Source organism: Streptomyces polygonati, from assembly GCF_042650325.1.
GTDB classification, from domain to species: Bacteria; Actinomycetota; Actinomycetes; order Streptomycetales; family Streptomycetaceae; genus Actinacidiphila; species Actinacidiphila polygonati.
Genome location: NZ_JBHSBB010000014.1, coordinates 214,419 through 240,339 on the forward strand (window position 1 = coordinate 214,419; position 25,921 = coordinate 240,339).

Annotated in this window: 26 protein-coding genes and 1 tRNA gene; 15 read left to right on the plus strand and 12 right to left on the minus strand. The window is 66.8% G+C overall.

Features of this window, described 5'->3' with window-relative positions:
• Nucleotides 1-329: 329 nt before the first annotated feature.
• From ACFO3J_RS21585 to ACFO3J_RS21595, 3 genes are all read right to left on the minus strand, one after another.
• On the minus strand, nucleotides 330-1,289 hold the full coding sequence (locus tag ACFO3J_RS21585) for a hypothetical protein (RefSeq protein WP_386431535.1): 960 nt from the start codon (nucleotides 1,287-1,289) through the stop codon (nucleotides 330-332).
• Between the two features lie 43 nt (nucleotides 1,290-1,332).
• A complete protein-coding gene (locus tag ACFO3J_RS21590) occupies nucleotides 1,333-2,760 on the minus strand; it encodes an AAA family ATPase (RefSeq protein WP_386431537.1) in 1,428 nt (475 codons plus the stop codon).
• Between the two features lie 194 nt (nucleotides 2,761-2,954).
• Nucleotides 2,955-3,530 (minus strand): hypothetical protein, encoded by a 576-nt coding sequence (locus ACFO3J_RS21595; protein WP_386431540.1) that lies wholly within the window; start codon nucleotides 3,528-3,530, stop codon nucleotides 2,955-2,957.
• A 150-nt stretch (nucleotides 3,531-3,680) separates the two neighbouring features.
• Between ACFO3J_RS21595 and ACFO3J_RS21600 the strand changes: the two genes are divergently transcribed.
• The gene (locus ACFO3J_RS21600) at nucleotides 3,681-4,601 is read left to right on the plus strand and encodes an FkbM family methyltransferase (protein WP_386431543.1); all 921 of its coding nucleotides are present in this window, start codon (nucleotides 3,681-3,683) and stop codon (nucleotides 4,599-4,601) included.
• A 78-nt stretch (nucleotides 4,602-4,679) separates the two neighbouring features.
• On the opposite strand, the gene ACFO3J_RS21605 is transcribed toward ACFO3J_RS21600, so the two are convergent.
• From ACFO3J_RS21605 to ACFO3J_RS21620, 4 genes are all read right to left on the minus strand, one after another.
• Entirely contained in the window at nucleotides 4,680-5,198 is a 519-nt protein-coding gene (locus ACFO3J_RS21605) for a DUF6907 domain-containing protein (protein WP_386431545.1), read from the minus strand.
• Nucleotides 5,199-5,212: 14 nt separating this feature from the next.
• Nucleotides 5,213-5,965, minus strand: a complete 753-nt coding sequence (locus ACFO3J_RS21610) for an ATP-binding protein (protein ID WP_386431548.1) — start codon at nucleotides 5,963-5,965, stop codon at nucleotides 5,213-5,215.
• Nucleotides 5,965-6,660, minus strand: coding sequence for a GntR family transcriptional regulator (locus ACFO3J_RS21615; RefSeq protein ID WP_386431551.1), 696 nt, complete (start codon nucleotides 6,658-6,660; stop codon nucleotides 5,965-5,967). Before ACFO3J_RS21615 ends, ACFO3J_RS21610 begins: the two co-directional genes overlap by 1 nt.
• Before the next feature lie 278 nt (nucleotides 6,661-6,938).
• Nucleotides 6,939-7,220, minus strand: a complete 282-nt coding sequence (locus ACFO3J_RS21620) for a hypothetical protein (RefSeq protein ID WP_386431553.1) — start codon at nucleotides 7,218-7,220, stop codon at nucleotides 6,939-6,941.
• A 79-nt stretch (nucleotides 7,221-7,299) separates the two neighbouring features.
• Here ACFO3J_RS21620 and ACFO3J_RS21625 point away from each other — a divergent pair, with 79 nt between their 5' ends.
• Together ACFO3J_RS21625 and ACFO3J_RS21630 are read left to right on the plus strand one after the other, a co-directional pair.
• A complete protein-coding gene (locus ACFO3J_RS21625; RefSeq protein ID WP_386431556.1) occupies nucleotides 7,300-8,055 on the plus strand; it encodes a GntR family transcriptional regulator in 756 nt (251 codons plus the stop codon).
• Between the two features lie 369 nt (nucleotides 8,056-8,424).
• Nucleotides 8,425-10,335 carry a restriction endonuclease, SacI family gene (locus ACFO3J_RS21630; protein ID WP_386431559.1) on the plus strand — a complete coding sequence of 637 codons (1,911 nt, stop codon included), beginning with the start codon at nucleotides 8,425-8,427 and terminating at the stop codon, nucleotides 10,333-10,335.
• Between the two features lie 59 nt (nucleotides 10,336-10,394).
• Here the strand turns inward: ACFO3J_RS21630 and ACFO3J_RS21635 are convergent, their stop codons facing one another.
• A complete protein-coding gene (locus ACFO3J_RS21635) occupies nucleotides 10,395-11,153 on the minus strand; it encodes a glycosyltransferase family 2 protein (RefSeq protein WP_386431562.1) in 759 nt (252 codons plus the stop codon).
• A 5-nt stretch (nucleotides 11,154-11,158) separates the two neighbouring features.
• Nucleotides 11,159-11,947, minus strand: coding sequence for a GntR family transcriptional regulator (locus ACFO3J_RS21640; RefSeq protein ID WP_386431565.1), 789 nt, complete (start codon nucleotides 11,945-11,947; stop codon nucleotides 11,159-11,161).
• Between the two features lie 434 nt (nucleotides 11,948-12,381).
• On the opposite strand from ACFO3J_RS21640, the gene ACFO3J_RS21645 reads away from it, so the two are divergent.
• The 9 genes from ACFO3J_RS21645 to ACFO3J_RS21685 all read left to right on the plus strand — a co-directional run bounded on the left by ACFO3J_RS21645 (nucleotide 12,382) and on the right by ACFO3J_RS21685 (nucleotide 19,024).
• Entirely contained in the window at nucleotides 12,382-12,666 is a 285-nt protein-coding gene (locus ACFO3J_RS21645) for a hypothetical protein (RefSeq protein ID WP_386431567.1), read from the plus strand.
• Nucleotides 12,663-13,823 carry a hypothetical protein gene (locus ACFO3J_RS21650; RefSeq protein WP_386431570.1) on the plus strand — a complete coding sequence of 387 codons (1,161 nt, stop codon included), beginning with the start codon at nucleotides 12,663-12,665 and terminating at the stop codon, nucleotides 13,821-13,823. The genes ACFO3J_RS21645 and ACFO3J_RS21650 overlap by 4 nt, the downstream gene beginning before the upstream one ends.
• 95 nt (nucleotides 13,824-13,918) lie before the next feature.
• Nucleotides 13,919-16,027 (plus strand): cell division protein FtsK, encoded by a 2,109-nt coding sequence (locus ACFO3J_RS21655; RefSeq protein WP_386431573.1) that lies wholly within the window; start codon nucleotides 13,919-13,921, stop codon nucleotides 16,025-16,027.
• A gap of 163 nt (nucleotides 16,028-16,190) precedes the next feature.
• Complete coding sequence (locus tag ACFO3J_RS21660) at nucleotides 16,191-16,412, plus strand: hypothetical protein (protein ID WP_386431576.1); 222 nt, start codon at nucleotides 16,191-16,193, stop codon at nucleotides 16,410-16,412.
• 26 nt (nucleotides 16,413-16,438) lie between these two features.
• The gene (locus ACFO3J_RS21665) at nucleotides 16,439-16,627 is read left to right on the plus strand and encodes a hypothetical protein (RefSeq protein WP_386431579.1); all 189 of its coding nucleotides are present in this window, start codon (nucleotides 16,439-16,441) and stop codon (nucleotides 16,625-16,627) included.
• A gap of 17 nt (nucleotides 16,628-16,644) precedes the next feature.
• The gene (locus ACFO3J_RS21670; protein ID WP_386431582.1) at nucleotides 16,645-16,881 is read left to right on the plus strand and encodes a hypothetical protein; all 237 of its coding nucleotides are present in this window, start codon (nucleotides 16,645-16,647) and stop codon (nucleotides 16,879-16,881) included.
• A gap of 62 nt (nucleotides 16,882-16,943) precedes the next feature.
• Nucleotides 16,944-17,210: a DUF6303 family protein gene (locus tag ACFO3J_RS21675; RefSeq protein ID WP_386431585.1), complete on the plus strand. Its 267-nt coding sequence runs from the start codon at nucleotides 16,944-16,946 to the stop codon at nucleotides 17,208-17,210.
• Nucleotides 17,211-17,369: 159 nt separating this feature from the next.
• On the plus strand, nucleotides 17,370-17,540 hold the full coding sequence (locus tag ACFO3J_RS21680) for a helix-turn-helix transcriptional regulator (protein ID WP_386433011.1): 171 nt from the start codon (nucleotides 17,370-17,372) through the stop codon (nucleotides 17,538-17,540).
• Nucleotides 17,541-17,605: 65 nt separating this feature from the next.
• Entirely contained in the window at nucleotides 17,606-19,024 is a 1,419-nt protein-coding gene (locus tag ACFO3J_RS21685) for a tyrosine-type recombinase/integrase (protein WP_386431588.1), read from the plus strand.
• A gap of 676 nt (nucleotides 19,025-19,700) precedes the next feature.
• On the opposite strand, the gene ACFO3J_RS21690 is transcribed toward ACFO3J_RS21685, so the two are convergent.
• Both ACFO3J_RS21690 and ACFO3J_RS21695 read right to left on the minus strand, forming a co-directional pair.
• A tRNA-Ser gene (locus tag ACFO3J_RS21690) sits at nucleotides 19,701-19,787 on the minus strand.
• Between the two features lie 62 nt (nucleotides 19,788-19,849).
• Nucleotides 19,850-21,472 carry a S1C family serine protease gene (locus ACFO3J_RS21695; RefSeq protein ID WP_386431591.1) on the minus strand — a complete coding sequence of 541 codons (1,623 nt, stop codon included), beginning with the start codon at nucleotides 21,470-21,472 and terminating at the stop codon, nucleotides 19,850-19,852.
• 565 nt (nucleotides 21,473-22,037) lie between these two features.
• Here ACFO3J_RS21695 and ACFO3J_RS21700 point away from each other — a divergent pair.
• From ACFO3J_RS21700 to ACFO3J_RS21710, 3 genes are all read left to right on the plus strand, one after another.
• On the plus strand, nucleotides 22,038-22,940 hold the full coding sequence (locus tag ACFO3J_RS21700) for a glycerophosphodiester phosphodiesterase (RefSeq protein WP_386431594.1): 903 nt from the start codon (nucleotides 22,038-22,040) through the stop codon (nucleotides 22,938-22,940).
• Between the two features lie 354 nt (nucleotides 22,941-23,294).
• The gene (locus ACFO3J_RS21705) at nucleotides 23,295-23,858 is read left to right on the plus strand and encodes an ATP-binding protein (RefSeq protein ID WP_386433014.1); all 564 of its coding nucleotides are present in this window, start codon (nucleotides 23,295-23,297) and stop codon (nucleotides 23,856-23,858) included.
• Between the two features lie 261 nt (nucleotides 23,859-24,119).
• The gene (locus tag ACFO3J_RS21710; protein ID WP_386431597.1) at nucleotides 24,120-25,091 is read left to right on the plus strand and encodes a DUF5926 family protein; all 972 of its coding nucleotides are present in this window, start codon (nucleotides 24,120-24,122) and stop codon (nucleotides 25,089-25,091) included.
• 440 nt (nucleotides 25,092-25,531) lie between these two features.
• On the opposite strand, the gene ACFO3J_RS21715 is transcribed toward ACFO3J_RS21710, so the two are convergent.
• A complete protein-coding gene (locus ACFO3J_RS21715; RefSeq protein WP_386431599.1) occupies nucleotides 25,532-25,738 on the minus strand; it encodes a hypothetical protein in 207 nt (68 codons plus the stop codon).
• Nucleotides 25,739-25,921: the final 183 nt, after the last annotated feature.

Below are 25,921 nucleotides of genomic sequence, written 5' to 3' on the forward strand. Positions count from 1 at the left end.
TCGAGGAACCGAGGCTGGCTGACCTGCTGCTTCCCTTGTTTTCAGCTCCTGGGCGGTGTTGCGGTCCACACGTGGTCCAAGGCGCCAGGTCTGCGTGGGCAGGGCTTCCGCACAGCAGCCTCCCATGTGGCCTCATCGGGTCACCGAAGACGATGAGGCTGCAAGGTGTCGAGAGAGCCATCTGCGCTTTCAGCCATAGCCAACACTCCGAGATCACCACTTTGGCCCATATATTGCCCATCGCTAGTTCATCGTATCCGATCTGAGGCGTCTCCAACTCAGACGTTTTCCGATCGTTAACTCAGCCATCCAAATCGTGGCAATTCTGCTCACCCTGTTGATTGGCTCCGAACATCTGCATCCAACCATTGTTCAATATGAAGAAAGAGCGCTTCATTCCGAATTTCGTCGTACTCTAGACAAGACATCAATGCCAATTCAAGTAGGGAGGAGTCTTGCAATCCTCGTCTGCGGCCATCTTCTTTGGTGAAAACTCGCGGACATTTTCTTTTGAGGAATTTTACAATGAAGACGGCGATATCATGGCCTCGGGAAAATGAACGGATATCCTCAAGGATTAGCTTTCGGAGCTCCACGAAGCGGTTCCACAGATCAGCTGGCTTGTGCGCCCTAATATTCTCCCGCAGCGAAGTCCGAAATATCTCGACTACCGCGTCCTTAGGACACTCAACTCCGAGTGGCACATGGTCCACAGCTTTGGCAGAGACGGAAACCCCGACGTTGGTCTCTCTAAGACATACGCTGATCAGAAACATGGCCTCCAGTCCAGGTCGAATCTCAGCAATCAGATCTCTGCCCGTTATTGAGTCCGGGGCCGAGAATACTACGCGCAACATCTTCTCCAGCACCTTTTCCGTCAAGGCATAAGACTCCAAGGAGGCATAATCGGTGTAACGCAGCCCCGGGATTCGTGGACTCGAATCCAGCCCAATGCTTGCATAATCAGCATCGGCGATAAGCAAGGCAGAATGGCAGTCAGGTGCGATATCAACAAGCAACTGCGCTAGATAGATGACACGCCCGCGAGCGCCCGTAAGGTAACCCGCATCAGACACATCCGAATCCGTAATATAAACACGGTCACCGACCGGGTAGGTTCTGATGAGTAGACCGTGATTATCAACATGCGAGAGAAACCAGTCGACATACGATTTATCATTGTATCCTTCAACTATAATATCTCGAATGTCGGGCTCCAGTTCATAAAGGGTTGCAAGTTCTGCGGGCTGGCGAAGCTCCATCTCGTCTTCCGAACCACCACGCCACATTTCCGGTATTCTCCTTCCTCGATTGATAGACGGGTACAAACCACTACTCTTCCTCAATCAGTCGCTTCTTCTTTGGAATCATGCGCGCCAATGATTTTCGATGACCTGTAATTACCTCGATGGAATGCGTAGCAACGATGAACTGGACCGAGCTTCCCTCCGTACACGCCAAGAGTGCATCCATCAGCTGCCTCTGCCATTTAACGTTGAGGCTAATTTCTGGCTCATCGATCAGAAACAATTTGGTATTCTCACGGGCCAAAATAGTGTTCAGCAGTAGCAACAGAATCTGGCGCTCTCCTGATGAGAGTTGCTCAGGACTCAAGCGCTGCGACTTCGATCGCACTTGAATTCCACCAGAAGTTCGATAGGTGATCCTCTTCCCGCTATTTGCAAAAAACCTGTTCATCTCGTTTGTGAACGTCTGCACCAGATGGAATACGCCGCTCAAGGCGTCCAGGCGCGCTGTCTGTGCACTCAAGAATGGTTCCAAGACTGCCTCCGCCACAGCGAGCTTCGAGTCAGGCACCCCCTCCACCGCGCTGATGAACTGGTCTCTGTCAATCCTCGGAAGGAGCCCGTACTGGCTGTAGACACGGGTCCGCGCCGCGACCTCATCAATCCTGCCGATAAGAAGCTCCTTGGTAACTTCTTCATCCTTGGAGGGATCCGTCTCTGCCACCCTCCCCAGAATCCCCAAATAAACATCGTTAGAACTTCTAGAGCCTCGCTGTCCGCCTTTAATTACCTGGTCCTTGACCATATCGTCGACCCGTTCGATGGCATGATTTAGTTCTGCGGTAACTCCCTTTAGAGTGGTGGCCGACGGATTGTCTTCATCTTCGAACTGCCATTCTTCATCTTCCTCCGATGTACTTTCTATAGCGTCTCCATAGATCTGCCTGTCATCGGCGAGCATATAGGGGACCGCTTGCAATTGGCTCAAGTAAATGACAAATTTATCGCTGAAATCCAATTCGTCCGAATCATTTTTCATCGAGTGCTTTGCACGCATCAGTCGCATACGAATATGGCGATCTGTCGCGTCCATCAGTTCCGCTTCCGCCCAGAGAGATTCTGGAATAGCTACGACCCCGCTTTGGGTAGCTAGGTAGTTTTGATTGATCTCTTCAGAATCTTGGTTAGCGACCGTCACAGTAAACGAACCGGTTAGCCCCGATCGCTTCTTAACGCTGATCTTGTCACCGCTGGTCAAGTTAATCTCCAGTGACCGAAATGGCGTCTTTGCCAACCCTTCCCGGTGTCCCTTAGAAGGATCGGCAGAAAGTGTGTCCCACAAGAGCTTAAGGATTGTTGTCTTTCCGCTTCCATTATTTCCATATAGGAGTGTCAGTCGTCGGCCTCGCGATTCATTCTCGCCTTCGCCGGAGAAGTCGAGGTCGTACGTATAAACGCCGAACAAATCTTCGATACCAACAGATGAAATAAAGGCGGTATTGATTGAACTCATGGCTGCTCCAAGCTCGTAAAGGACATGACATAGGTACATTCTGTCAAATCAACGTACACGGTAGATCTGCTCGATGTGGTGAAAACAAGGAATCTGAGCGCAGACGATTGACGCTCTGGAGCGGTACGCGAGCTGTCAATAGCCCTGACTTCAAGCAACGTCGGCTGCCTTCCACGCGCGCCGGCGAACTCGACCTACTCGGAATCACCCTCGACGCGGTTGTCCGTGCGTGCTGACGGGAGCAGAAGGTCCCGTTCCGGGTGGGTGTCGCCTGCGACGGTGCCGCTGACGCCGAGGTCGTCGCGGGCGGCCTGGTGGAAGGCGTTGATGGCGCGGAAGACGGCGCGGTTGCGGTCGCGCCAGGCTTCGAGGGTGCCTGAGAGCTTGCCGGTGGCTTGCCAGTCGACTTCGAGGGCAGCCGCGTTGAGGTTGTGGCCGGCCTCTACGACGTCGTCGCCGCCCAGGAGCATGACCCGTTCGAAGGCTCGGCCGCGGAAGTGGGCGGCTTCGGTGAGGCGGGCGCGGATCTGGGATTCGGGGTCATCGCTGCGGCGGATGTCCTCGGTGTGCTCGTACAGCTCGACCGCGATGAAGACGCTGGCGCGCACGCGGTCGATGTAGCCCTCGTAGGCGTCGAGTTTCTTGTCATCCCAGCGGGTGAGCAGCTCACGGCGGATGCGCTGGCGCTCGGTCCAGTAGTTGGTGACGTAGGTGGTCAGCGCGCCCAGCAGCACGGCGACGATCGTTAAGAGCTGCTCGGAACTGTCCAAGCCATCCCCCGCCCCGGAGCCGTCAAGACCTCTTGAGGATTTTAAGAGGATCGGCGGACACTTGGGGCTCGCTTCCCGGTTCTGGCTCGTGGGAGCGGGAAAAGCGCGCGGTGCTACGGTGCGCGTGGCAGCCGACGGAGAGGCGATGGGATGAGCAACCCCACTTCAGAGGCCCTGGTCACCCTCGGGCGGTGGTATGTACGCAACGCGCCCGGGACGCTGGCCAAGGCACCGCTCGCCGACTTCCTCAACCCCCGGCTACGGGACGAGCCACGGCGCCGGGTGACTGAATCGGCCGTCGGGCCCCGGTTCGCCGTCGACACGCAAGACCTGATCCAGCGGTACGTGTATCTGTTCGGCGTGTGGGAACCGCGGATGACGCAGTGGCTACGGCGACGGCTGCGGCCCGGCGACACCTTCATCGACGTCGGGGCGAACATCGGCTACTTCAGCGTGCTGGCCTCGCAGCTCGTCGGCCCCGAGGGCAGGGTCGTGGCGATCGAGGCGTCCCGTGCCTTCCAGGACCGGTTGGAGCAGAACGCCCGCCTCAACGGTTGCACCAACATCCGCGCCGTCCACACCGCCGTCTCCGACAAGCGGCAGACGCTCACCTTCATACTCGCCAGCTCGAACAACATGGGCGCCAACAGCATCGTCCCCTACGACGGCCCTGCGGAGTCCACCTTCGAGATCGAGGCGTTCCCGCTCCCGGACGTCCTGGACGAGGACGAGATCGCGAACGCCCGGATCATCAAAGTCGACGTCGAAGGGGCAGAAGGCAGCGTCGTACGCGGGATGGCACCGCTCCTCGACAGGCTGCGGCCCGACGCGGAGATCACCGTAGAGGTCACGCCAGAACGGATGGCCCAGCTCGGCGACTCCGTCGGGGAACTGCTGGAGACGATGCGGGGCGCCGGCTTCCACGTCTACCGGCTCGCCAACGAGTACGCCGCCGCGAGCTACCCCGCCGCGCTGAACGGCACCTCAGCCGTACCCATCCGCTGGCGCGGGCCGGTCACCGGCGAGAGCGACCTCATCTTCTCGCGCGTCGATGCCGAGACGCTGCCCTAGCTCTGGGCCGCACGGCAAGACGCCCCAGCCGCCCGCGAGGGACGCGGGCGACCGGGGCGCGGTGGTGGACACCCGGGTTCAGGTGGTGTGGTGGGCGGCCCAGTCGGCGCGGGCGGCGAGGAGCTGTGGGCGTATGTCGTGGTCGAGGCGGTCCGCCTGGGCGCGTAACTTGGCGGCGATCTCGGCGACGCCGTCCGGATCGAGGCCGTTGATCCAGAAGTCCTCAATGATGGCGATGTTGGCGACCGGAACGGATGGCTCAGGGTCTTCGGCGTAGGGGTTGCAGTCGACGCTTCCCCGGAAGATCTCCGACTCCCCCACTCGGCCTGGCGCACAGGCGCAGCCCGGTGAACGGACCTGCATGGGCTGGCCGTCGAAGAGGGCGTAGTGGTTGAGGTCTGCCAAACGGATCTGGAGCAGGTCGAGCGGTACCCCGGTCTCGCTGGGATCGGCCGTGGCCCAGGCGGGAAGGTAGCCGCTCGCGGTGAACCCGGAGGCGGTGGCGATGGTCCAGGTGCCGGCGGGCGGCACAATCTCGGTGACCGGAGTGTCCGGGGGCGAGTCCACGCCGGAACGTGCCGTAGCGGAGTTGCTCATACGATGCGCACCCCTCATCCGGCCACGGCGAACGGCTCGTCAGCGCCGGCATCCGCGACGATCGCCCAAACGAGTTTTCCGGCCCCCTCACGTTCGCTCACCCCCCAGCGCGACGCGGTGAGCGCGTCGACCAGAGCGAGCCCGCGCCCCGACTCCCCTTCCTCTGAGGGCTTTTGGAGCAGCGGCCAGGTCTCGTTGGCGTCGTGCACCTCGATGCGTACCCCGCCCTCCCCGCGCTCGTAACGCGTCTCGATCTCCCCTTCCAGCGAGGGGCGAGCGTGGCGGACGGCGTTGGTGAGCAGTTCGGACAGGACGAGTTCGGCGGTCTCCGCCAACGCGTCGAGCCCCCACGCCTCAAGCGCGCGCCGCAACTCGTGTCGGGCCTCTCCGACGGATTGGGGGTTGTACGCCCACCTCTCCACTACGACCGGTGCCACCTCGCCGGTTGGCGACAGGCCGCGCAACCCCCGGCTCAGAGCCACCCGCAACGTATCGCCAAGCGACTCGTGCAGCCGCCGAGCGGCGAAGCGAAGCTCTTCGGGGCTCGCGTGGGGGTTGTCCAGGACGCCATGGACGGCGTCGAACACGTCCACTGCCGAGCCGAGTTGGAGTTCCTCGATCTCGTCGGCGAGACCGGAGAGGAAGCCGCCGTTGGTGCTCAGGTAGGCGGGTCGGCCCTCCAGGTTCATCCAGGGGAGAAGACGCAGCGCGGAAGCTTGATCGGATTCGGGAGGCTTCAACCCGTGCGTCGTGGAGACTTCGGTCATCACGTTTCCGCTTTCTTGTCGATCCGGGTTGCGAGGGCAACCTCCGCACGGTCGCCGGGAAGTACGAGGAGTTCGTACGCGACCACCAGGCCGTCGACTGCGGCGATGGTGCGTTCGACGGCGAGGACGGGCGTACGGGCGCCGATGCGCAACGACTGTGCTTCCGCCGCGGTGGGAAACCGGGCGGTGACCTGGTCGGTGCTGGTTGCCCCAAGACCGCCGACCGCGCTGACGATGTCGTCGCCCCAGGGCGACGCCCCGATCGCGGGGGCCTGGATACGGGCTACGGCGTGGGGAACGTAGAGGTGCGCCAGGCTCTGCGGGGAGTTGGCGCGGTGGCTCAGGCATACGTACTCGGTGACCGAGGCGTTGGGCTCGGTCCGGAGACGGGCGGCCAGGTCGTCGGACGCCGTGAGGTCGGTGGAGCTGACGGTCACGTGGAGGTCTTCGGTGCCGCCGGCTCCTGGATAGCTGAGCCGTTCGGGTGGGCGGCGGACGTAGTTGCCGCGGCCCTGGAACTTCTCGATCAGCCCTTCCGCGCGGAGCACTTCGAGAGCGTCGCGGAGGGTCGGGGTACTGACGCGGTAGTGGGCGGCGAGTTGGGTCTCGGCGGCGAGACGTTCGCCGACCGGGAGCGTTCCCGCGACGATGCGGCGGCGGAGGTCGTCGGCGACGTGCTGGTGGCGGGCGGTCATGCGGCGGCGACCGTCGCTCGTGGCCGTACGTCCTTACGGCGCCGGGCCCATTCCTCGGCGTTGAGGACGTACGGGCGGACGAGCGGGTGGTCATCCGGCCGGAGGGGCAGCGCCGGCGGGCGCAATGGCCGTAAGGCCCTGGCCGGCGCGGGATTCCCCGGCGTATCCAACGGGTCTGCCCCCGGCGGTCGTTGGTGGTGGGGCCCCGGCGCGGGAACGAGTTGCCGCGCGATCCAGCGGGCGATTCTGCGGAAGTAGTCAAACACGGTGGTCAGCTCCTATGGCTGATCGTGTGGCGTCCAGGCGGCGGGTGTGGCCGCAGGCGCGCTCTTGCGGATGGTGGCCCACAGCGAACGACCGCGGGCCGCACTGTCGGCGAGGCCGAATCCGTCGGCGGTTTCGAGCACGGCCAGCACCTCCGGCCAGGACTCGGCCGGGAAGGAGTCAGGCACCCGCGCCTCGATCGACGTGCGGTTGGCGTACTCCTTCAGCTCCGGCGCGAGTCCGACGGCGGTGAGGCGTGCCGAGATGTCGGCGATACGTGCGTCGCGCAGTGGCACAAGGCGTCCTCCGTTGCCGTTCGGGCACCCTCGGTGATGCTAGTTAACTAGATTAGAGCTAGTGGACTAGATTGTCCACATGCCTGATCAGCCGCCGTACCTCCGCATCGCCGACGTGCTCCGCGAGCGCATCGCGAACCAGGACTGGGCACCCGGGGACCGCCTCCCCTCCCGCGCCGAACTCGCCCAGCAGTACGGCGTCGGCGACAACGTCATCCGCCGCGCTCAGGAGCTGCTGATCTCCGTCGGCACCCTCGAAGGGCGTGCGGGATCGGGTACGTACGTCGCCGAGCCGCGCTCGCGACTGAGGATGGTGCGATCGATATACCGCGAGCAGGTCGGCGGCTCGCCCTTCCAGTCGGACATGGCGGCGCTCGGCAAGCGGGGCACGTGGGAGAGCCGCACCGACGCGAAGGTGCCGGCGCCTGCGGGCATCGCGGCCCGACTCGGCATCGCCGAGGGTGAGCTGTGCGTGCGCACGGCCTACGAGTTCCTCGCCGACGGCAAACCGGTCCAGCTCTCGACCAGCTGGGAGCCGTACGCCCTCACGGCCGGCACCCTCATCGTCCTGCCGGAGGGCGGACCGCACGCGGGCATCGGGGTCGTCCGGCGGATGGCCGAGATCGGGGTGCGGGTGAGCCGCGCGGTAGAGCAGCCCTCACCGCGGGCGGTCACCGCCGAGGAAGCGGCGCTGCTCGGGGTTCAGAAAGGCACCCTGGCCACGCACATCGAGCGGACGTACTACGCCGAGGACGGACGGCCGGTGGAGACGGCGGACATCGTGGTACCGGCGGCTACCTGCGAGATTGTGTACGAGGTCCCGGTTAGTCAATAGCTCAGTGGAGATAGCGGCGAAGCCTGCAACCGAGTTGTCGCCCCATGAGTTGACCGATGAACAGCAACACGTGCAGGTGTCGCAAATGGCCCGCTCAGGAGAATCAGGCACCACTCCTGATCATCCGCCGCCCTTCAATGCCTTAATGCAACCCTGTCGACCATCAGTGCCGTGGGCGACCCCGACGAAGCCTCCCGCACCAGCGGCACCTCCGAGAGCAGCTCCATCGCCGTACCAAAGCGACCAATATGGCGGTCTTATCAGCGGCGACAGCCGCGGGTCCAGATTCTACTAGAATACAAACGCGTCCTACCGCAGCAGGGCGTCCAAAACTGCACAAATGTGTGCCTTGGTGGTTTAGGGGCTAAATTGCTGATCAACCTGGATAATGCCCGTCAAACACTGGCCGAGGCATACATCGAATGCCTCAGCGATGTTTCGCTACCTTACGAGTGGTCAGAGCTGGCCCGAATTTTGAGAAGTGAAGAGGCACCACGTACGTATACACCTGCTCTGGGTGCCGCGTTGCTTGCTCGATCATGCGATGCCACGGTAGATCCTCTTTCAATAAAGGAAAATTACAGTGAGCGATCATTTTCCCTGAGGCTTGTAGCCCATCACGCACTAGTGCCAATGGCGACCAAAGTCAAGCTAGACCTAAATTCAGCAGGAAGAGAACCCCTCAATAATCAGCCGTTCTTTCGCTACTCCCACTACAGCGAAATCGAGCGCCTGTCGTCGCGAGCTAAGCCATACTTTGACATTCTGAAACAACATCTAGCGAAGCTCGAATTTTACACAACTCACGAAGCCCGCTTGGCCCTTACGGCATTTTTGCGCGTGTGCGCCGAAGCTTCGATAGGAGGTTCTGAGAATTTTGAACACGACGATAGACCGGACAACATTCTCACGGTTGATTGGGTGGAGCACGGGCAAAGAATACCGGCGAGCCTAAACCTAACACAACCGTATGCGCTGGCCCTTACATCGCATGGCAGCCGCGGCGACTATGCCTGTGAAGTTAGGCCCATAGAAGGAGGTCAAGCGCAGGTATTTTGGGCAACCCACAAACCCACTGGAAGGAAAGTAGCACTCAAGAAAATTCGGTCAGCATTCTCGCATCGGGTAGCTCGAATGAAGCGAGAAATTGAGGTTGGTTGCATGCTCAACGGGCATCCGCATGCGATGCCCATTCTTGACTTCAGTCAAGACTACACTTGGTTTGTCATGCCCCGCGCCCAGGGGACCGCTCAAGAAAGACACTTTGATCTCCAGCAAACCCCTGCACTCCTGGCCCTTCTCCAATCAATATGCTCAGTACTTGCGGAAGCACACGATAGAGATTACGTTCATCGCGACATTAAGCCAGCTAATATTTTGCTACTTGACGGCCGATGGGTACTTGCCGATTGGGGAATCGTACGCCGGCCCCATGGCCAGACAACCGACCCTCAGCACACCAAAGCCGGTATAGCTATGGGATCTGACGGTTTTGCTGCTCCAGAGTTGCAAGATGACGCACATCATGCAGACGCACGGGCAGATATCTACAGTCTAGGCCAATTGGTCGGCTGGGCCGTCACGGGACAGAATCCACAGGCCAATATCCCGCTCGTTCCCAAGTCGGGTCCATGGCGCTCCGTAGTACGAATAGCGACGAAACGAAACCCGGATTCAAGGCCCGCGTCAGTCAAAGAATTTCTCGATCTTGCAATCCGCGAAGTCGATTCGCCCGCTGTTTCGGCAGTCCGGATAGCCGAAAGTCTCACGGAGAGAATTCTCCAAGAATCAACCGGTGCCGTCGAGGAAATGCTGGACCTTGCAGTCCATCACACTGACGATTCTAACCTTTATTCTGACTTTCTAGTCAAAATCGATGTGCTCCAAATCATACCGGGACTGTTGACAGATCCCGAGCGCGCGGTTGAAATTGTTCGTGCGATGTCTAGTCTTTTCGCAGCACGTAAGGATCTGCCAGAATACGAGGCGAATCAACTTATCCCATGGTTTTTCAGCATCGCTCAGCGCGCCGCCAGTTCTGGGGAATTTGAACTTCTCGACGAGTGTTGCGCGGGCATGTTCTACTGGAGCAGTCTGCGCGATCAGTGGGAATCTCAAGATGCGATCACCGAATGGCTGCGGGAACTGAAGGGTGAGACTGCCAGTTCAGTCGCCCAAGCAATTATTCGACATCCACAAAGTGCACGTCACTTCGATGATCTAATATCCGATCTCCGGATTGACCGCCGGCTTCGCTGGGCTATCAAGAACGTAAAATGAGAATCAGTTCGGGCTGCCGTGCACCCCGCCTTATGAAAGCATTAGGTCAGTATCCTGCCTTATAGCGGCGCGCAGTACCTCCGAGCTTCGGACAGAGCCAGTACTCTCGCCTGCACAACACTTATACGAGCACCCCATTCAGCTTCGTCGGTGTGGTGGGTCTGGGCGGTCGCCTGGCCGGGCCATTTGCGGTAGAGGAGGCCGTATTCGCGGGTGAAGTGGCCCTGCGAGACGGTGTTCAGGGCGAGGAGGAGGCCGGTGTCCTCGGAGGCGGGGAGGGCCATCCAGCCGCCGAGGGCTAGCAGGAGGTCGCGGCGGATGAAGAGGGTGGCCGGGTGGACCTGGGCGCGGAAGTTGTTGGCCTTCCAGAAGGTGACCACCGCTCCGCGCTCGATTGGGCCGTCCTCCGGGTCCTGGTCGAAGCCGGCCGTTGAGCCGTCCGGGAGGAGGTCCAGGACGCGGGAGGTCGCCCAGCCGAGGGCGGGGTCGGCTTCCAGGAGGGCCAGGTCACGGGCGAGAGCACCCGGGGTCAACTGATCGTCAGCGTCCAGGACTTTGACGTACGGCCCCGAGGCGAAAGCCAACGCCATCGTGCGGGCGACGCCAGGCCCGCCAGGTCGGCCCTGGTGGAAGGTGATGCGGGGGTCGTCGGGGACGTGGGGCGCCACCGCGTCCCCGTAGCCGTCCTCCTGGATGATCCAGTGCCACTCCCACCCACCCGGAAGCTCCTGCGCGCACAGCGACTCGTACGCGTCCGCGAGGAACGGCGCGGCGGGCGGATGGACGGCCGTGATGACGTCGATGCGGCGAGCCGGCACGCCGGTCACCACCGGTCCAGGTGGGTGGTGTAGAGCATTTCGGTGCGGTCGCCCGGCAGGATCACTTCGGAGTGTTCGACCGGGCGGTCGTCGGTGTCGTACGACGTCTTGCGCAGCACGATGACCGCGGAGCCCGCTGGCGTCGCCAGCTCCTCTGCTTCCTCCACGGTCGGCGGGCGGGCGGTGACCAGTTCCTCTATCCGGTCCAACTCGATCCCGATGGTGAAGAGTTGGCTCTGCGTTCCCCCCGGATACGGCTCCTTGCTCTCGTCGAGGAGGTCCGGGTTCGCGGCGACCATGTCGCGGACGAGGTAGGACCGTACGAGGGTGAAGGGCGCCGGCTCCACGCGGTACCGGGTGCGGTAGATCCGCTCCACCAGAGCCGTTCCGACCGGGACGCCGAGCGCCTTGGCGATCTCCGGCTCCGCCGCGACCTCGTGATAGGCCGCGTGAAAGACGAGGTCGCCCAGTTCGAGGCCGGTGTCGTGTTCGGTGGCCCCGGTCTGTGCTCGCTCCGATGCGGGGTCGCGCGCCCGGTCCTTCTCCCACTGGTGGCGCAGGTTGGTGCGCAGCACGGGCGTACGCGGCCGGCGGACGAAGTTGCCGCGGCCGTGGAGCTTCTCGATCAGGCCCTCCGCCTGCAAGACGCCCAGCGCCTGGCGGATCGTCGGGAGGCTCTTGGCGTACTCCTCCACGAGCGTTGTCTCGGCCGGCAGGCGGTCGCCTGGGCTCAACTCACCTGCGCTGATGCGCTGACGCAGATTGTCAGCGATGCGTTCGTACGCCTTGGCCATCGGGGCTCACCATCCTGATCATCGGTCGGCCCCAGCATACAAGTCCTCAAGAAGTCTTGACGAGCTGCTGAGTTATGCCTCATAGTCGTCTCATCCTCAAGATGACCTGATAACAAGATCTCTTGAGGAGTCGAACGACTGGAGAAGCGCCCGGAGGGTTCGCAGTGCGATCTCGAAGGCAGCGCCCGTCCCTTGAAAACTCAACAGAGTGCCCGAAACGAACGAGTGCTTTTGATCCCGGCACGGCCACCGCTGTCTCGACGGCTGGCGGTGCCGGGGGTCATGACCGCTCGTCCCGTCGTGACGAGCGGACCCCGCCGTCACCCTTCGGCATCGGTGACGTGGGCGTGACCAGGGTTTCCCCGCCTGCTCGGGTCATCGCCGAGCCGCTGCCGACCCCCATCCCCTCCGTCGCTTCCAGGACCAGGAGAGTCATGTGTACGTGTGCGGATCGCCGCAGAAGCGGCGACGACTTCGAGTTAGCCGAACTCCCGGGCCACTTCGGCGACTTGTTCAGTGGTCCGCCGCGCGAGACGCCCGAGCAACGGACCGCGCGCCTGGCCGTAGCCCGCGAAGTGCTCGCGGAGCTGCTGGAGGAGGGCGCGGCGGACGACATCGCCATGCAGGACGCGCTGTACGCGATACGGCTCGGCGGTGCTGAACTGCTGCGCGCCGACTGGCGCACGGCCGGGGCCGTTTGGGCGCGGGAGGCAGCGTGAGCCTCTCCCTTCCCGCGGCTCCCGGTGTCCGAGGCGCCTACGTCCTCGCTGTTCTGCTCGCCCTGGCCGTCTGCCTTGGGTGGATCGCCCTCCGGCAGCTCAGGAGCGGCACCCCAGCGATCCGGGTCGCTGCGCTGGCGGCGGTCGGCTGTACGGCCTACAGCGCCGATACGTCCTGGCGGTTCGCCGCTGACTATCTCGACATCGCCGGCACGGTCGAACGGGCCGCGATGTTCGGTGCCGCCGAACTCGCGCTGTTCGCCACGGCGTTGATGGCCCGGCAGAACCTGAACGGCCCGAACGCCGCGCCCGGCGTCCCTGGCGTTCTGGTTTGGGCGATCACCGGAGTGCAGATCATCCCGGCGTACGCCGAGTCCGGACCGGTCGGCGGTACGGTCCGGGCCTTCGTCGGCCCGGTGATGGCGGCGATGCTCTGGCACCTCGCCATGGGCATCGAACTGCGGCACCACAAGCCCGGTGCTTCGTCCAACGGCTTCGGGGCGCTGGTGGCAGGGGAGTTGCGCGAACGGCTCCTCTCCCGGCTCGGTATCGCCGAGCGGCAGCGCGACGCCGCACAGATCACGCGGGACCGGGCGACCGTACGGGCCGTCGCCCTCGCTGCCCGGCTCGCCGAGTTCACGCCGCAGCGGCGAGGCGGTCGACGCGGGCGCCGAATCGCCCGGCGGTTGTCCGTGGCGGTGGCCAGAGCCTCCGTCGGCACCGACCCCGAACAGCGCGGCAAGCTTCTCGATCAGCTCGCCGCCCGGCGGAACGCGGCCTCGCTCGCGACGATCGCCCTTCCGTCCCCCTGGACTCCGCCCACCGACCCCGCTGCCTCGGCGCTGGCCGGTCAGGTGCGCAATCAGATGGAACGGGCGGCGGCGAATGTCCGCCGCTACCCCCGGCTGCTGTTCACTGACCTCCCGCCCGTGAACACCCCGGACAACGGCGACCGATCACCTGAACATCCGCCGCCCGGCAAGCTCGGCACGGCGGATGCGCTGGCGGCCATCGAACGCGGCTGGGCCGCCGGCCTGAGCGTCCGCGAGACCGCGCGCCGAGCGACCCGCGCGCCCAGCTACGTCCACAGCGTGTTCGTACGCCTCGACACCGAACGGGGACCGCGTCCGGTGAACGCCGGACCGGCGAAGCCTTGACGACCGCCCCGCACTCATCCCGTACCGGGGCCCGGCCGCTGCTTTAGCGGATCGGGCCGGCCCCCGACATCCCTCCAGCCAGGAAGGAAGTGCACGTGAAGCACGGCATCGAAGACGACCCCGGGCCCGCGTCCTTAGCGACGCCCGGGAAGAAGGAAGCACCGCCCGCCGACCCGCACACCACCGTCATGGTGGACAAGCCCGGTGCTCCGTCGGGCCCCGGCCTGTTCGATCGCGTACGCGGCTCAAAGCGGCGCCCGGTCATCCCTGCATGGGCGCGATCGACGCGAGAGTTCCGTTCCGCCGCGAAAGGCGTCGGGGCCTACGCGGGCCACGTCGGCGCCTATCACGCGCTCCGCGCGCCCTGGTACACCCTCCGCCTCACCCTCCAAGTGCCCTACGGCGTCGCCCGGTTCGTCAGCGGCTCGCTGCGATGGGTCGCCGACGCCGAGGGGGAGCCGTTGCGGCGGACGGCTGTCTCCCACGAGGACATAGAGGAGTACCTGAAGCTCTCGCGCCAGCGGGACCGCCGGGTTCGCTGGCGTACGGCCCTCGCCGTCGCAGCCTCGATCCTCGGCACGGTGACCGCCCTCGTGTTCTACGTCCTCGCACCGGCTTGGATGCTGGCGGCGTGCGGCGCGGTGGTCGCCCTGGCCCTGGGCCGGCTCGGGCAACCCGCCGACGATCCGATCATCCACAGGGCGGTGGAAATCCCGAAGGCGAGCAAGCTCACCAGCGAGATCGTGCTCCGCGCCCTCGGCTCGCTCGGCATTCCGGCTATCAACCAAGCCCAGTCCAAGGGCGGTCCGGGCTTCGCGTTCACCGCACCCATCACCCGCGACGGCCCCGGCTGGCTCGCGGAGGGCGATCTCCCCTATGGCGTCACCGTCACCGACGTGATCGACCGCCGCGAACGACTGGCCTCCGGACTGCGCCGGCCGCTCGGCTGCGTCTGGCCCGAAGCCGTACCGAACGAGCACACCGGCCGCCTCCGCCTCTGGACCGGCGACCAGGACATGTCCCAGACGCGGCAGCCGCGTTGGCCGCTTCTCGACGCCAAGCCGCTCGACCTCTTCACCGCCCAGCCGTTCGCCACCGACCAGCGCGGACGCTGGGTCGCACAGTCCCTGATGTACGTCTCCGGCATCGTCGGAGCCGTCCCCCGGATGGGCAAGACCTTCCTCCTCCGCCTGGTCCTCCTGATCGCCGCCATGGACCTGCGCGCCGAGATCCATGCCTACGACCTCAAGGGAACCGGCGACCTGTCTGCCCTCGCCCGGGTCGCCCACCGCTACCGGGCAGGCGAGGAAGAAGAGGACATCGCCTACGCCCTCGCCGATCTCCGGGAGCTGCGCGCCGAGTTGAGGCGCCGGGCCAAGGTGCTGCGCGAACTCCCGAAAGACCTCTGCCCGGAGTCCAAGGTCACCTCCGCCCTCGCGGACATGAGGAAACTCGGCCTCCACCCCATCGTGGTCGGTGTGGACGAGTGCCAGAAGTGGTTCGAACACCCCAAGCTCGGCGCCGAGTTCGAAGAGCACTGCACCGACCTGGTCAAGCGCGGGCCCGCCCTCGGGATCACCCTGCTCCTGGCCACTCAACGCCCCGACTCCAAGTCCCTGCCGACCGGGATCTCCGCCAACGCCACCGTCCGGTGGTGCCTCAAGGTCATGGGCCAGATCGAGAACGACATGGTCCTCGGTACCGGCTCGTACAAGCGCGGCATCCGAGCCAACACCCTCGCGTGGGGCGACAAGGGCATCTGCTGGTTCGTCGGCGAGGGCGCCGACGCCCGGATCGTCCGGTGCGTAGAGGTCAACGCACCCACCGCCGACGCTCTCGCCGTACGTATCCACGCGCTGCGGAAAAAGGCCGACACACTCACCGGCCACGCGCTCGGCGAGGCATCCGAAGCCAGCGCCGGGCCGACGTACGACCTCCTCGCCGACCTCGCCGCCGCGTTCCCCTCCGGCAAGGCGAAAGCGTGGAGCGAGGACATCATCACCCGCCTCGCCGAACTCCGCCCGGAGGTCTACGGCCAGTGGACCCCGGAGCAACTGGCCGCCGCGGTGCGGCCGTACGGCATCCGCACCGTCCAGGTCTGGGGCACCACAGAGGATGGCAAGGGTGCCAACCGGCGCGGCCTCCGGCGTACCGACGTGCTCGCGGCCATCGCTCAGCGAGATGCCGGGACCGCCGCCGCGTAGGCCGCTCGGGCTAGCAGCAGCCCCCGCTAGGTCTAGCACCCCTGCTAGCGGCCCGAAGGCCCCCTGACCTGGCATCTAGCCGCTAGCGGCTCCACTCCCGCACACCCTCATTCCGCTCTGGAAAGGGTTCTGCATGCCCTCACTCACCACTGCCATACCGCTCGTGATCGTCGCGATTCTCTGTTACGCCGCGCTCTGCGCGCTCAGCCCGGTCGGGGCCTGCCGCAAGTGCCACGGCTTCGGCTTCAAGGTCAGCCAGAACCGGCGCGGCCGGATCGTCCGCGGCCGGAACTGCCGCCGCTGCCGGGGGTACGGGCAGCGGGTCCGCGCCGGCCGTCGCATATACAACGTCGCCACCCGCCTCCACCGCGAAGGCAACCGCTGACCGTGCCCGCCCGAAAGGAAGCCCCGATGGCCTTCAGCGTCTCCGCGCTCGTCCTGTTCGGCGTCCTCGTCACCCTGCTCATGCGCTATCGCGCGCTGAGCGCCGGCGCCGCCGTCGTCGCCCTGCTCTTCGGCTACTACCTCGCCCGCAGCAGCGCCGCACCCTCCATCGACCACATCATGACCGCCCTCAAGGACGCCGTCCCCGGCAACTGACCCCGAAGGGAACGCCCATGTGCACCGAGCCCGAGGCGGGACCGCCGATCTCCCTCATGGCCGTCGCCGAACTCCGCGACATCCTCACCGCCCTCGAACGTGGCCAGGGCCCCACCGCCATAGCCGCCCTCATGGCCATCGACCCGCGCTCCTGGCAGGCCATCGAACACCGCCTCGCCGCCGTCGGCACCGACCTGCGCACCGCGCTCCTCACCACCGCGCCCGGCGCCCCCGTACTCCGCCACCTCCTCTGACCACAGCGCCCGCCACCGCGAATCGAGGCCCGTTGCCCCTGACCCGCCCGCTCAAAGCCCACATGATCACCTCGTGGGACGGCAGCGAATGGCAAGTCTTCGTCGCGCTGCCCGACGAAGCCCGCTGGCCCCACGTCCCCTTCCCCATCGGCGCCGGCATCCCCAGCCCCGCCGCCCGCCGCTCCGCCCTCAGCTCTCTCGGCTATGCCCCGGTCGCGGACGACCACCACACCTGGGAATGGATGGAGACCACCTTCGAGGGCGACCCCGACGGCACGGTCTCGCTCATCGCCACCACCACCGTCGCACCTCACACGCCGGACGCCTGAACAGCCCGGAGCAGCGGCCCTCGCGCCAACGAAATCCGCTGCTCCGGTCCTCCCATCCCGCACAAGGCACAGGAGGTCCCCAACAGGATGCAGCACGCCTCGTCGCCCTCGCCCAGCCGCCGCCCGAACGGGTATCAGACGGCGTCGGCACGTCGAAACCTGAAACTTCCCGAAGTCCTCGACGAACTCGGCATGTCCCGCGCCGCCTTCTACCGGCTCCGCGCCCGTGGCAGAGCGCCGAGGTGCATCAAGCTCCCGAACGGTCAGCTCCGTGTCCGCCGCGACGACCTCGACAAGTGGCTTGAGCAGTACGAGGAACACACCGTCTGATCTCGCTGCCGGGGGTGCGTCCCCTTCACCCGGGGGGCGCATCTCCGCCCTGTTGGAGATTCATCATGCTCACCTATGACGTGAAGATCTGGGGCATCCGCAAGCGCCCGGACCGAGCAAACCCCTACCAACTCCGTTGGAAGGTAGGTCCCCAGCCGCATTCGAAGAGCTACCGAGTGAAGGAGCAGGCGGACGGACGGCGGGCGGAACTCCTGAAAGCCCTGCGCGACCGGGAGCAGTTCGACGTGACGACCGGCCTGCCGTCATCCGAGTTCCGTCAACTCCAGTCACCGACTTGGTTCGCCCACGCGTGCGCCTACGCCAGGATGAAGTGGCCGAACGCCTCCGCCAAACACCGGGCAAGCATCGCCGAAGCCCTCGCCACCATCACGCCGGTCCTCGTTCGCGACTCCCGCGGCACCCCGAGCCGCGACACCCTGCGGCTCGCTCTATACGCCTGGGCCTTCCGGTTCACCAGGGACACCGAAACCGGGGAGCTGAAGCCTCGAAACGAGGTGGAGACGGCTCCCGCCGAAGTGGCCGCCGCGCTGGAATGGCTGGCACGCAAGTCGGTTGACGCGAGCGAACTCGACAAGGCCACCCAGTTACGCGCCGCGCTGGACGCACTGTCGCTCAGGAAGGACAGGGCCAAGGCAGCGGAGACCACCATCCACCGGAAGTACACCGTCTTCAGCAACGCTCTGCGCTACGCGGTGGAGCGCGAGGTCTTGACCTCGTTTCCGCTGGGCAAGGTGGACTGGCGGCCTCCGGACACCGACGACGAAATCGACTTCCGGTTCGTTCCGAGCCCGCGACAGGCGCGGAGCCTGATCGCCGCCGTCCGCGAGCAGGGATCGCGTGGCGAGCACCTGGAAGCGTTCTTCGGCTGCCTCTACTACGCCGCCATGCGGCCGGCAGAGGTGGCTGCCCTCGGCGACCACGACTGCATACTCCCGGACTCGCCGGAAGACGGCGCACCCGAAACCGAGTGGGGCGAACTCATCCTCGCCGAGAGTCGCCCCGAGGTCGGGGCCGGCTGGACGGACGACGGCCAGTCCTACGAGAAGCGCGGCCTCAAGCGCCGGGCCCGGAAGGCCACGCGTTCGGTACCGATACCGCCCGTACTCGTGGGCTTGCTGCGCCAGCACAGGAAGGCGTACGGCACCGCGCCGGACGGTCGCCTCTTCCGCGCGGCCGGGGGAGGGCGGGTTCGCTCCACCGAGTACACCGACATCTGGAAGGCGGCCCGACAGAAGGCTCTCTCACCTGAAGACGCAGCAAGCCCCCTCGCCAACGTGCCGTACTCCCTCCGCCACGCCGGAGTCTCCCTCTGGCTCAGCTCCGGCGTCGAAGCAACCGAGGTCGCCCGCCGCGCCGGCCACAGCGTCGCCGTCCTCTACCGCTTCTACGCGAAGGTCATCAACGGCCGCCAGCAGCAGGACAACGAGCGGATCGCGCGAGCACTTGCAGGAGGCGCGAACTGATCAACAACTCTCGGCCAGGGTCACCAGACGCCGAGCAGGACCACGCGGGCAGAGGCGGTGACACAGCACTCAAGGCATGACGTACGCAATGCTTCAAAGGTAAGATGCCGAAAACACCTACGATTCTAAGGTGGTGCGCTAAGCTACTTATGTGCTCGCCCGGGGCTTCCGGGTAACGGATCGTGCGCTGTCCCCGGCAGCCCTCCAGTCAGGCGCAACAGATGAGCGAGAGCCAAGAGTTCAAGCTGCTGGTCCCACGATGGCTGAGGCGGTCGCCGATCGGCAGCGGAGCCGTCACCACGACCAGCGCCGTGGCCATCACCTCAGGCCAACTGCAGGACCACACCATGGCATGGGCACTGGTCGTCCTTGTCCTCATCAGCCGCTGCCATGACATCGCCGCCCTGCTTGTTAGACGCAGTACACATGAGCGCGTCGCGAGTCACACCCGAACGGACAGGGACCAACTCGCATCCATATCGGCGACAACCGAAGCCACTGAAGGGCGGCACAGGCGTCTTTGAAGGCGACCGCCGGGGCAAAGCCCGGTCCACGCCTGGTCCACACGCAGTGGTCGACGGCGGGATACGGGCGGCCGGAGGCGAGACGGCCACAACGCAGAGGGGTGCCCCGAAGTTCGGGGCACCCCTCTGACCTGCTAGTACGCCCACCTGTGCGGAGGCTGTGGGATTTGAACCCACGGTGACATCGCTGCCACGACGGTTTTCAAGACCGTTCCCTTAGGCCGCTCGGGCAAGCCTCCCCGCGGGGCGCTTCCCGGTCGGTGGAAGGGAGGGAAGGCCGCGCGGGGGTTAGTTTAACGGGTTAGTTGGTCGAGTCGCCGGTGCGGCTGCCGAGGGTGACGGTTGTGGTCTGGGTGGAGCCGCCGCGGGTGTAGGTGAGGGTGACCTTGTCGCCGGGCTGGTGCTGCCAGATCTCGCCGATCAGGGTCTGGCCGCTGTCGATCAGGGTGTCGTCGAACTTGGTGATGACGTCGCCCGGCTTGAGGCCGGCCTGGGCGCCCGGGCCGCCCGCGGTGATGGCGGTGCTGGTGTCCGTGGAGATCTTGGCGCCGGTGCCGGTGAAGGTGGTGTCGAGGCTGACGCCGATGACCGGGTAGACGGGCTGGCCGGTCTTGATGAGCTGGCCGGCGACGCGCTTGGCCTGGTTGATCGGGATGGCGAAGCCGAGGCCGACGCTGCCGCCCTGGGTGCCGGGCTCGCTGGTGCCGCCGGGCTGGATCGCCGAGTCGATGCCGATGACGGCGCCGTTGGCGTTGAGGAGGGGGCCGCCGGAGTTGCCGGGGTTGATCGAGGCGTCGGTCTGGATCGCGCTCATGTAGGAGGCGGCCGAGCCCTCGCCGTCGCTGGAGGCCACCGGGCGGTGGACCGCGCTGACGATGCCGGTGGTGACGGTGCCGGACAAGCCGAAGGGGGCGCCGATGGCGATGGTGGCGTCACCGACGGCGGCGTCGTCGGAGTTGCCGAGCGGCAGCGGGGTGAGCTTGACGCCGCCCGGGTTCTTCAGCTTCACCACGGCCACGTCGTAGCCCTGGGCGCGGCCGACGACGTCGGCGTCGTACGTCTTGCCGTTGGAGAAGGTGACGGTGAGCTTGCCGCCGTTCGCCGCCGGGGCGACCACGTGGTTGTTGGTGAGGATGTGGCCCTGGGTGTCGAAGACGAACCCGGTGCCGGTGCCGCTCTCCTGGCTGCCGCTGGCCTTGATGGTGACGACGCTGGGCAGCGCCTTGCTGGCGATGCCGGCCACCGAGGTGGGGGCGCGGTTGAGCGCCGCGGCGTCCTTGGGGGCGGAGACGGTGGTGGAGCCGGAGTTGTCGTTGTTCTTCGCGGCGTTGTAGCCGATGGCGCCGCCGACGCCGCCCGCGACCAGCGCGGCCACCACGACCGCGACGATCAGCAGGCCGGCCCCGCGCCGCTTGGACCCGCTGCCCGGTTCGACCGGGGCGGCGGGAAACTGCGCGCCCCACCCGCCCCCGCCGGAGCCGGACCCCGAGCCGAAGCCCGGGCCCGAGCCGCCGCCGAAGGTGCCGCCGCCGTGCTGGGCGGGCGGCACCGCGTAGGAAGGAGTGGCCGGCACCGCGAAGGGGTCCGCTGTGGGGGTTTCATCCCGGACCGGCTCGCCGGACCCGGCCGGCTGGCCCGGCTGCTCCTGACCCTGGCTCATCGCCTCCGCCCCGTAGGCCGGACGCGGCGCCTCATAAGGGGGCGGGACCGGCGGCTGGGCGGGAGCCGGGTACGGCGCCGGACGCGGCGGCTCGTACGGAGACGGAGCGGGAGCGGGCCGGCCGGGCTCGTAGCCGGAGGACGCCAGCGCGCTCGGCGGCGCACCGTAGGGCGACGGCGGCCCGACCGGAGGCGGCGCCTGCGTGGGAGCGGGCGACGAGAGGACGGGCCGGGGGGCGGCGTACGGCTCCTGCGTCGGAAGCACCTCGGTCCGCGACTCCTCCGAAGGCGCCGAGCCGGCACCCGGCACGCTGTCCTCCACCGGATGCCGCGGCGCGACCGGCGGCGCCGCGGGCGGGACAGGAGCCTCGGACGAAGAGGAAGGGGCGGAAGGAGCGGAAGGGGACGGGGAAGCGGAAGGCGCAGCGGCCGCCGGGGCACCGTCGGGCGCGGCACCCTCGTGTGCGCCTGCCGCCGACTCCGCAGCCGGCAGCGACGACCCGGCTTCGTTCTCGGTGCTCACAGCGATTCTCCTCAGGGTCAGGACAAAGCATTTCGACTGAGCACAGCATTTCCCACGGCCTGTCGGACCGCCGTAAGCGGTAGCTGTGCGAGGCTCGTGTCACGAACCGGTCGCGACGGGACCGCAGGTCGGCCGGTCCACGACCGGTTTCACCGACCGGTTTCACGAGCCGGTCCGCGAAACCGTTCACCGGCCGCTTCACCGACCGGTCCACGGCACCTTCACCGCCACGTTCACGGGCTCGTTCCCGCAGCTGTTCACAAACCCGTTCACGTCCCCGACAGGTTCACGGTGGCACCATGGCCCGGTGACGTTCGCACGCGCCGCCCCCGACACGTACCCGACGGGACGACCCATCCAGGTCGTCGCCCACCGGGGCGCTTCCGAGGACGTACCAGAACATACGCTCGCCGCCTATCGGAAAGCCATCGAGTACGGCGCCGACGCGCTCGAGTGCGACGTACGGCTCACCGCGGACGGCCACCTGGTGTGCGTGCACGACTGGCGGGTGAACCGCACGTCCAACGGCCGCGGCGCCGTCTCCTCGCTCGAACTGGCCGACCTCGCCGCGCTGGACTTCGGCTCCTGGCGCGGCCAGCACGCCGACCCCGAGACCCCCGAGCGCGACCTTCTGTCCGCCACGGCGCGCACCCCCCTGGCCGCCGGGCCGGCGGACACGGCGGACGCAGAGGACGGGGACGCGGACGAACGCAGCCGCGTACTGACCCTGCGGCGCCTGCTGGAACTGGTCGTCGACACCGACCGCCGGGTGGAGCTGGCCATCGAGACCAAGCACCCGACGCGTTGGGCCGGCCAGGTCGAGGAGCGGCTGCTCGACCTGCTGCGCCGCTTCGGCCTCGACCGCGCGACGGCCGGCGAACCCTCCCAGGTCAGGGTGATGAGCTTCTCGTCACGCTCGCTGCGCCGGGTCCGGCTGGCCGCGCCCGGCCTGCCGACCGTCTTCCTCATGCAGTACGTCTCCCCGCGCCACCGCGACGGCAGGCTGCCGGCGGGCGTCGGGATCGCCGGGCCCAGCATGCGGATCGTGCGGGCCAACCCCGGGTACGTGGCGCGGCTGCACCAGGCCGGGCACCCGGTCCACGTCTGGACGGTGGACGATCCGGCGGACGTGGAGCTGTGCGTACGGCTCGGGGTCGACGCCATTATCACCAACCGGCCGAAGCAGGTCCTGTCCCAACTCGGCCGCTGAGCTCCCGGGCCTGGTCGCCGGGGCGTTCCGGGACCGGCGCGGACTTCACCCAGCCCCGCCGGGTCCGCCGCGGGCCCACCGCCGTGGGCCCACCGCGGCGACCCACTGCGGCCCCGCCGCCGCTCGCCCGTGGGGCGTACCCCGGCTCGGCCGCGCGGAGGCCCCCCGGCACCTTCGCGCCGGATCGTGCCCGTGGCATGCGCATTTCACGTACGCGCGTACGGAGTACGTCAATAGATCTGGTTGGCCTGTTTCCGGTCGAGTCACAGAGGGCATTGACCTTGTGGCGTGGGGTGAAGGAGGTCTCCGGGGGTGTCGTTGATGGTGGCGCAAGAAGTGCCGACGTCCACGACCATGGCCCTATCCCATGGTCCGACGGGCGTCGCGGAAGCACGCAAAAGACTGCGTACGGATCTGTACGCACAAGACGTTCCGGAATCGGTGACGGACGACGCGGTCCTGATCCTTTCCGAACTGCTCAGCAATTCCTGCCGGCATGCCCGCCCGCTGGGCGCCGGCGACCCATCGGATTACGGCGACCGGCCGCGATTCGGCGAGCGCCCGGGTTTCGGTGATCCGGACGATCGCGACCGGGCCGGGATACGGGCCGCGTGGTCGATCGGCGCCGACGGACTGCTGGTCCTTGAGGTCACGGACGGCGGCGGGCCGACCCGGCCGCGGCCGGCCAGCCCCTCGCTGACCGCGCACGGCGGACGCGGACTCGGCATCGTCGGCAATCTGGCGCTGCGCTGGGGGGTACGGGACGCGCCGGGTGAGGTGACGGTGTGGGCGCTGCTCCCGGTCCGGGGACGGCACGCCCGGCGGGGTGAATCGGCGGGCACCGGCATCGGCCTGCCGATGGGCATACCGCTCGAACTCCCGCTGGACCTGGCGGAATCGCTCGACGATCTGGGCTGAGGTCGGCCGAAGTCCGGTCGATCGCAGTCATGGCGGCGCCCGGACCGGCTGCCGGACCGGCGCCCCGAGGGTGGCCGGACCGGCCGCGCGACCCGAGCCCAGGGCAGCGCGATCCGCGCTCCGGGCGCCCGGACCCACCCCGGTCGTCCCCGATCGCGCCCCGGTAACGGCTCGAGCGCCCCGCCCGTCGTGGTCCGGCGCGGCGTCCGCCTGCCGCTAGGCTCGCGGCCGGAACACCGCCGGAACGGGAGAGACCGAGCCATGGCCAAGAAGCGCGTGACCGCCACCAAGAGCAAGGGCCCGAGGGCCGCGTCGGACGAAGCCGTTCCGGTTGTCGGCGCGCGCGAGCCCTGCCCGTGCGGCTCCGGCCGCCGCTACAAGGCCTGCCACGGCCGCGAGGCGGCGCACGCCGTGACCGAGCTGGTGCGCCGCCCGTTCGAGGGTCTGCCCGGCGAGTGCGACTGGGTCGCCCTGCGCGAACTCGTGCCGGCCGCGACCGTACCGCTCGCCCTCAAGGACGGGCTGCCCGAGGGCGTGTCCTCGGTGACGCTGGGCACTGTCCTCCCGATGGCCTGGCCGGGGCTGCGCCGCGACACCGGCGCCGTGCTGCTCGGCCTGCAGAACGAGGCCACTTCCGGCGACGTCAGCCGCGACCTCGCCGACACGCTGCGGCGCGCTCTTGTCGCCGAGCCCGGCAACCCGGTGGAGGGCCGCCGCCCGGCTCCGGACGGTCCCCGGCTCCAGGACCTGCTGGACCTGACCGCGCCCTTCGTCCCGGAGGTGCACACCGGCTTCGAGTTCTGGCTGGAGAACGCCGAGGCGGCGACCGGCGAGGTCGCCGCCTCTCTGGAGCAGGCGAACCAGGCGGCGATCCCGACCGTGCGGCTGACCGGGGTGGACGCGGCCTACTGGTGCGAGACCCCGGAGAAGAACCACCTGCGGTGGGTCATGCCGCACCCGGAGGAGGCGCTGCTGGACGCGCTGGCCCGGCTGCACACGGCGGGCGCGTCCTCGCTCGGCGACGGTACGCGGCTGGTCGGCTCCTTCCGGGCGCACGGACTGGTGGTGCCGGTCTGGGACCTGCCGATCGGGATGAGCGCGGACGAGGTGGAGAAGCCGGCCACGGCCTTCGGTGAGCGGCTCGCCGAGACGCTGGCCCGCACCGGGCCGCTCACCGCGGAGGAGCGCAAGGCGCGCAGCGGCTTCACCAACCGGCAGATCACCCTGAGCTGAGCCGGCTGGGCCGGGCTCGGCTGAACCGAGCCGGGCCGCCGGTCGGGGGCCGCGGTCGGGGGCGGTCGCCCTCCGCCCGGCGGCCCCGGCAGCGAATCGCTGTCGGTCCGGCACCGGCCCGGCACCGGCCCGGCACCGGCCCCCGACGGTGACTCAGCACCGGCCCCATGCCGACAAAAAAGGGGCACCCCCGAACGGGGGTGCCGACTGAGCGGTTGGTCGGTGATCCCGATCACAACTACCCAGAAACCCCAGGGGAATCAGACAGCCCACGGATCAGGGAATTTGCGATCGGACGAAGTCTTGTTACCGTTTGAACAGCCCGGTCGCTGGTGCATCCCCCGTCGCCAGCGACCGGGCCTTTTCCTGCCCGGACGAGCCCCGCGGGCCCGCCGGTCGGCCCTCGGCCGGACGCCGGTCCGCCGTCAGCTGGCCGGCCGTCAGTCGGCCGACGCATCCGTGGCCGTACGCCCCAGCTGCCGGTACTCCGCACTGTGTCCCGCGCGCCCCCGATGACCGTCGCCGTGCGCGGTGGCGACCGCCAGCGGCAGTACGAGCGCGAGTGCGGCGACGCTCGCCACCGCGACCCGGCGCAAGCCCTCGGCCCGCACCCGGGCCTGATCGTCCGACGGCTGATGCGACTTCACATGCCCCACCTCTGTTCAAAACCTCTGTTCGAAGGTTGCCCGGAAGGTTGCGACGAGGCCGAACGTAGCGTTACGGAAGGGGGCGTTCCGGCAACTCGGCCGCCCCGCCCCCGAACGTATACATCCGTCCGTACGACAATATGTGCGCCTATCGGTACGACACGACGCAACCGACCGGTCCGA

Coding starts and splice junctions, on each gene's coding strand:
- ACFO3J_RS21675 (WP_386431585.1), top strand. CDS start 16,944: ATGATCACCTCGTGGGACGGCAGCGAATGGCAAGTCTTCGTCGCGCTG.
- ACFO3J_RS21625 (WP_386431556.1), top strand. CDS start 7,300: ATGCCTGATCAGCCGCCGTACCTCCGCATCGCCGACGTGCTCCGCGAG.
- ACFO3J_RS21710 (WP_386431597.1), top strand. CDS start 24,120: ATGGCCAAGAAGCGCGTGACCGCCACCAAGAGCAAGGGCCCGAGGGCC.
- ACFO3J_RS21615 (WP_386431551.1), bottom strand. CDS start 6,660: ATGACCGCCCGCCACCAGCACGTCGCCGACGACCTCCGCCGCCGCATC.
- ACFO3J_RS21585 (WP_386431535.1), bottom strand. CDS start 1,289: ATGTGGCGTGGTGGTTCGGAAGACGAGATGGAGCTTCGCCAGCCCGCA.
- ACFO3J_RS21590 (WP_386431537.1), bottom strand. CDS start 2,760: ATGAGTTCAATCAATACCGCCTTTATTTCATCTGTTGGTATCGAAGAT.
- ACFO3J_RS21670 (WP_386431582.1), top strand. CDS start 16,645: ATGTGCACCGAGCCCGAGGCGGGACCGCCGATCTCCCTCATGGCCGTC.
- ACFO3J_RS21685 (WP_386431588.1), top strand. CDS start 17,606: ATGCTCACCTATGACGTGAAGATCTGGGGCATCCGCAAGCGCCCGGAC.
- ACFO3J_RS21705 (WP_386433014.1), top strand. CDS start 23,295: ATGGCCCTATCCCATGGTCCGACGGGCGTCGCGGAAGCACGCAAAAGA.
- ACFO3J_RS21605 (WP_386431545.1), bottom strand. CDS start 5,198: ATGAGCAACTCCGCTACGGCACGTTCCGGCGTGGACTCGCCCCCGGAC.
- ACFO3J_RS21665 (WP_386431579.1), top strand. CDS start 16,439: ATGGCCTTCAGCGTCTCCGCGCTCGTCCTGTTCGGCGTCCTCGTCACC.
- ACFO3J_RS21645 (WP_386431567.1), top strand. CDS start 12,382: ATGTGTACGTGTGCGGATCGCCGCAGAAGCGGCGACGACTTCGAGTTA.
- ACFO3J_RS21610 (WP_386431548.1), bottom strand. CDS start 5,965: ATGACCGAAGTCTCCACGACGCACGGGTTGAAGCCTCCCGAATCCGAT.
- ACFO3J_RS21640 (WP_386431565.1), bottom strand. CDS start 11,947: ATGGCCAAGGCGTACGAACGCATCGCTGACAATCTGCGTCAGCGCATC.
- ACFO3J_RS21600 (WP_386431543.1), top strand. CDS start 3,681: ATGAGCAACCCCACTTCAGAGGCCCTGGTCACCCTCGGGCGGTGGTAT.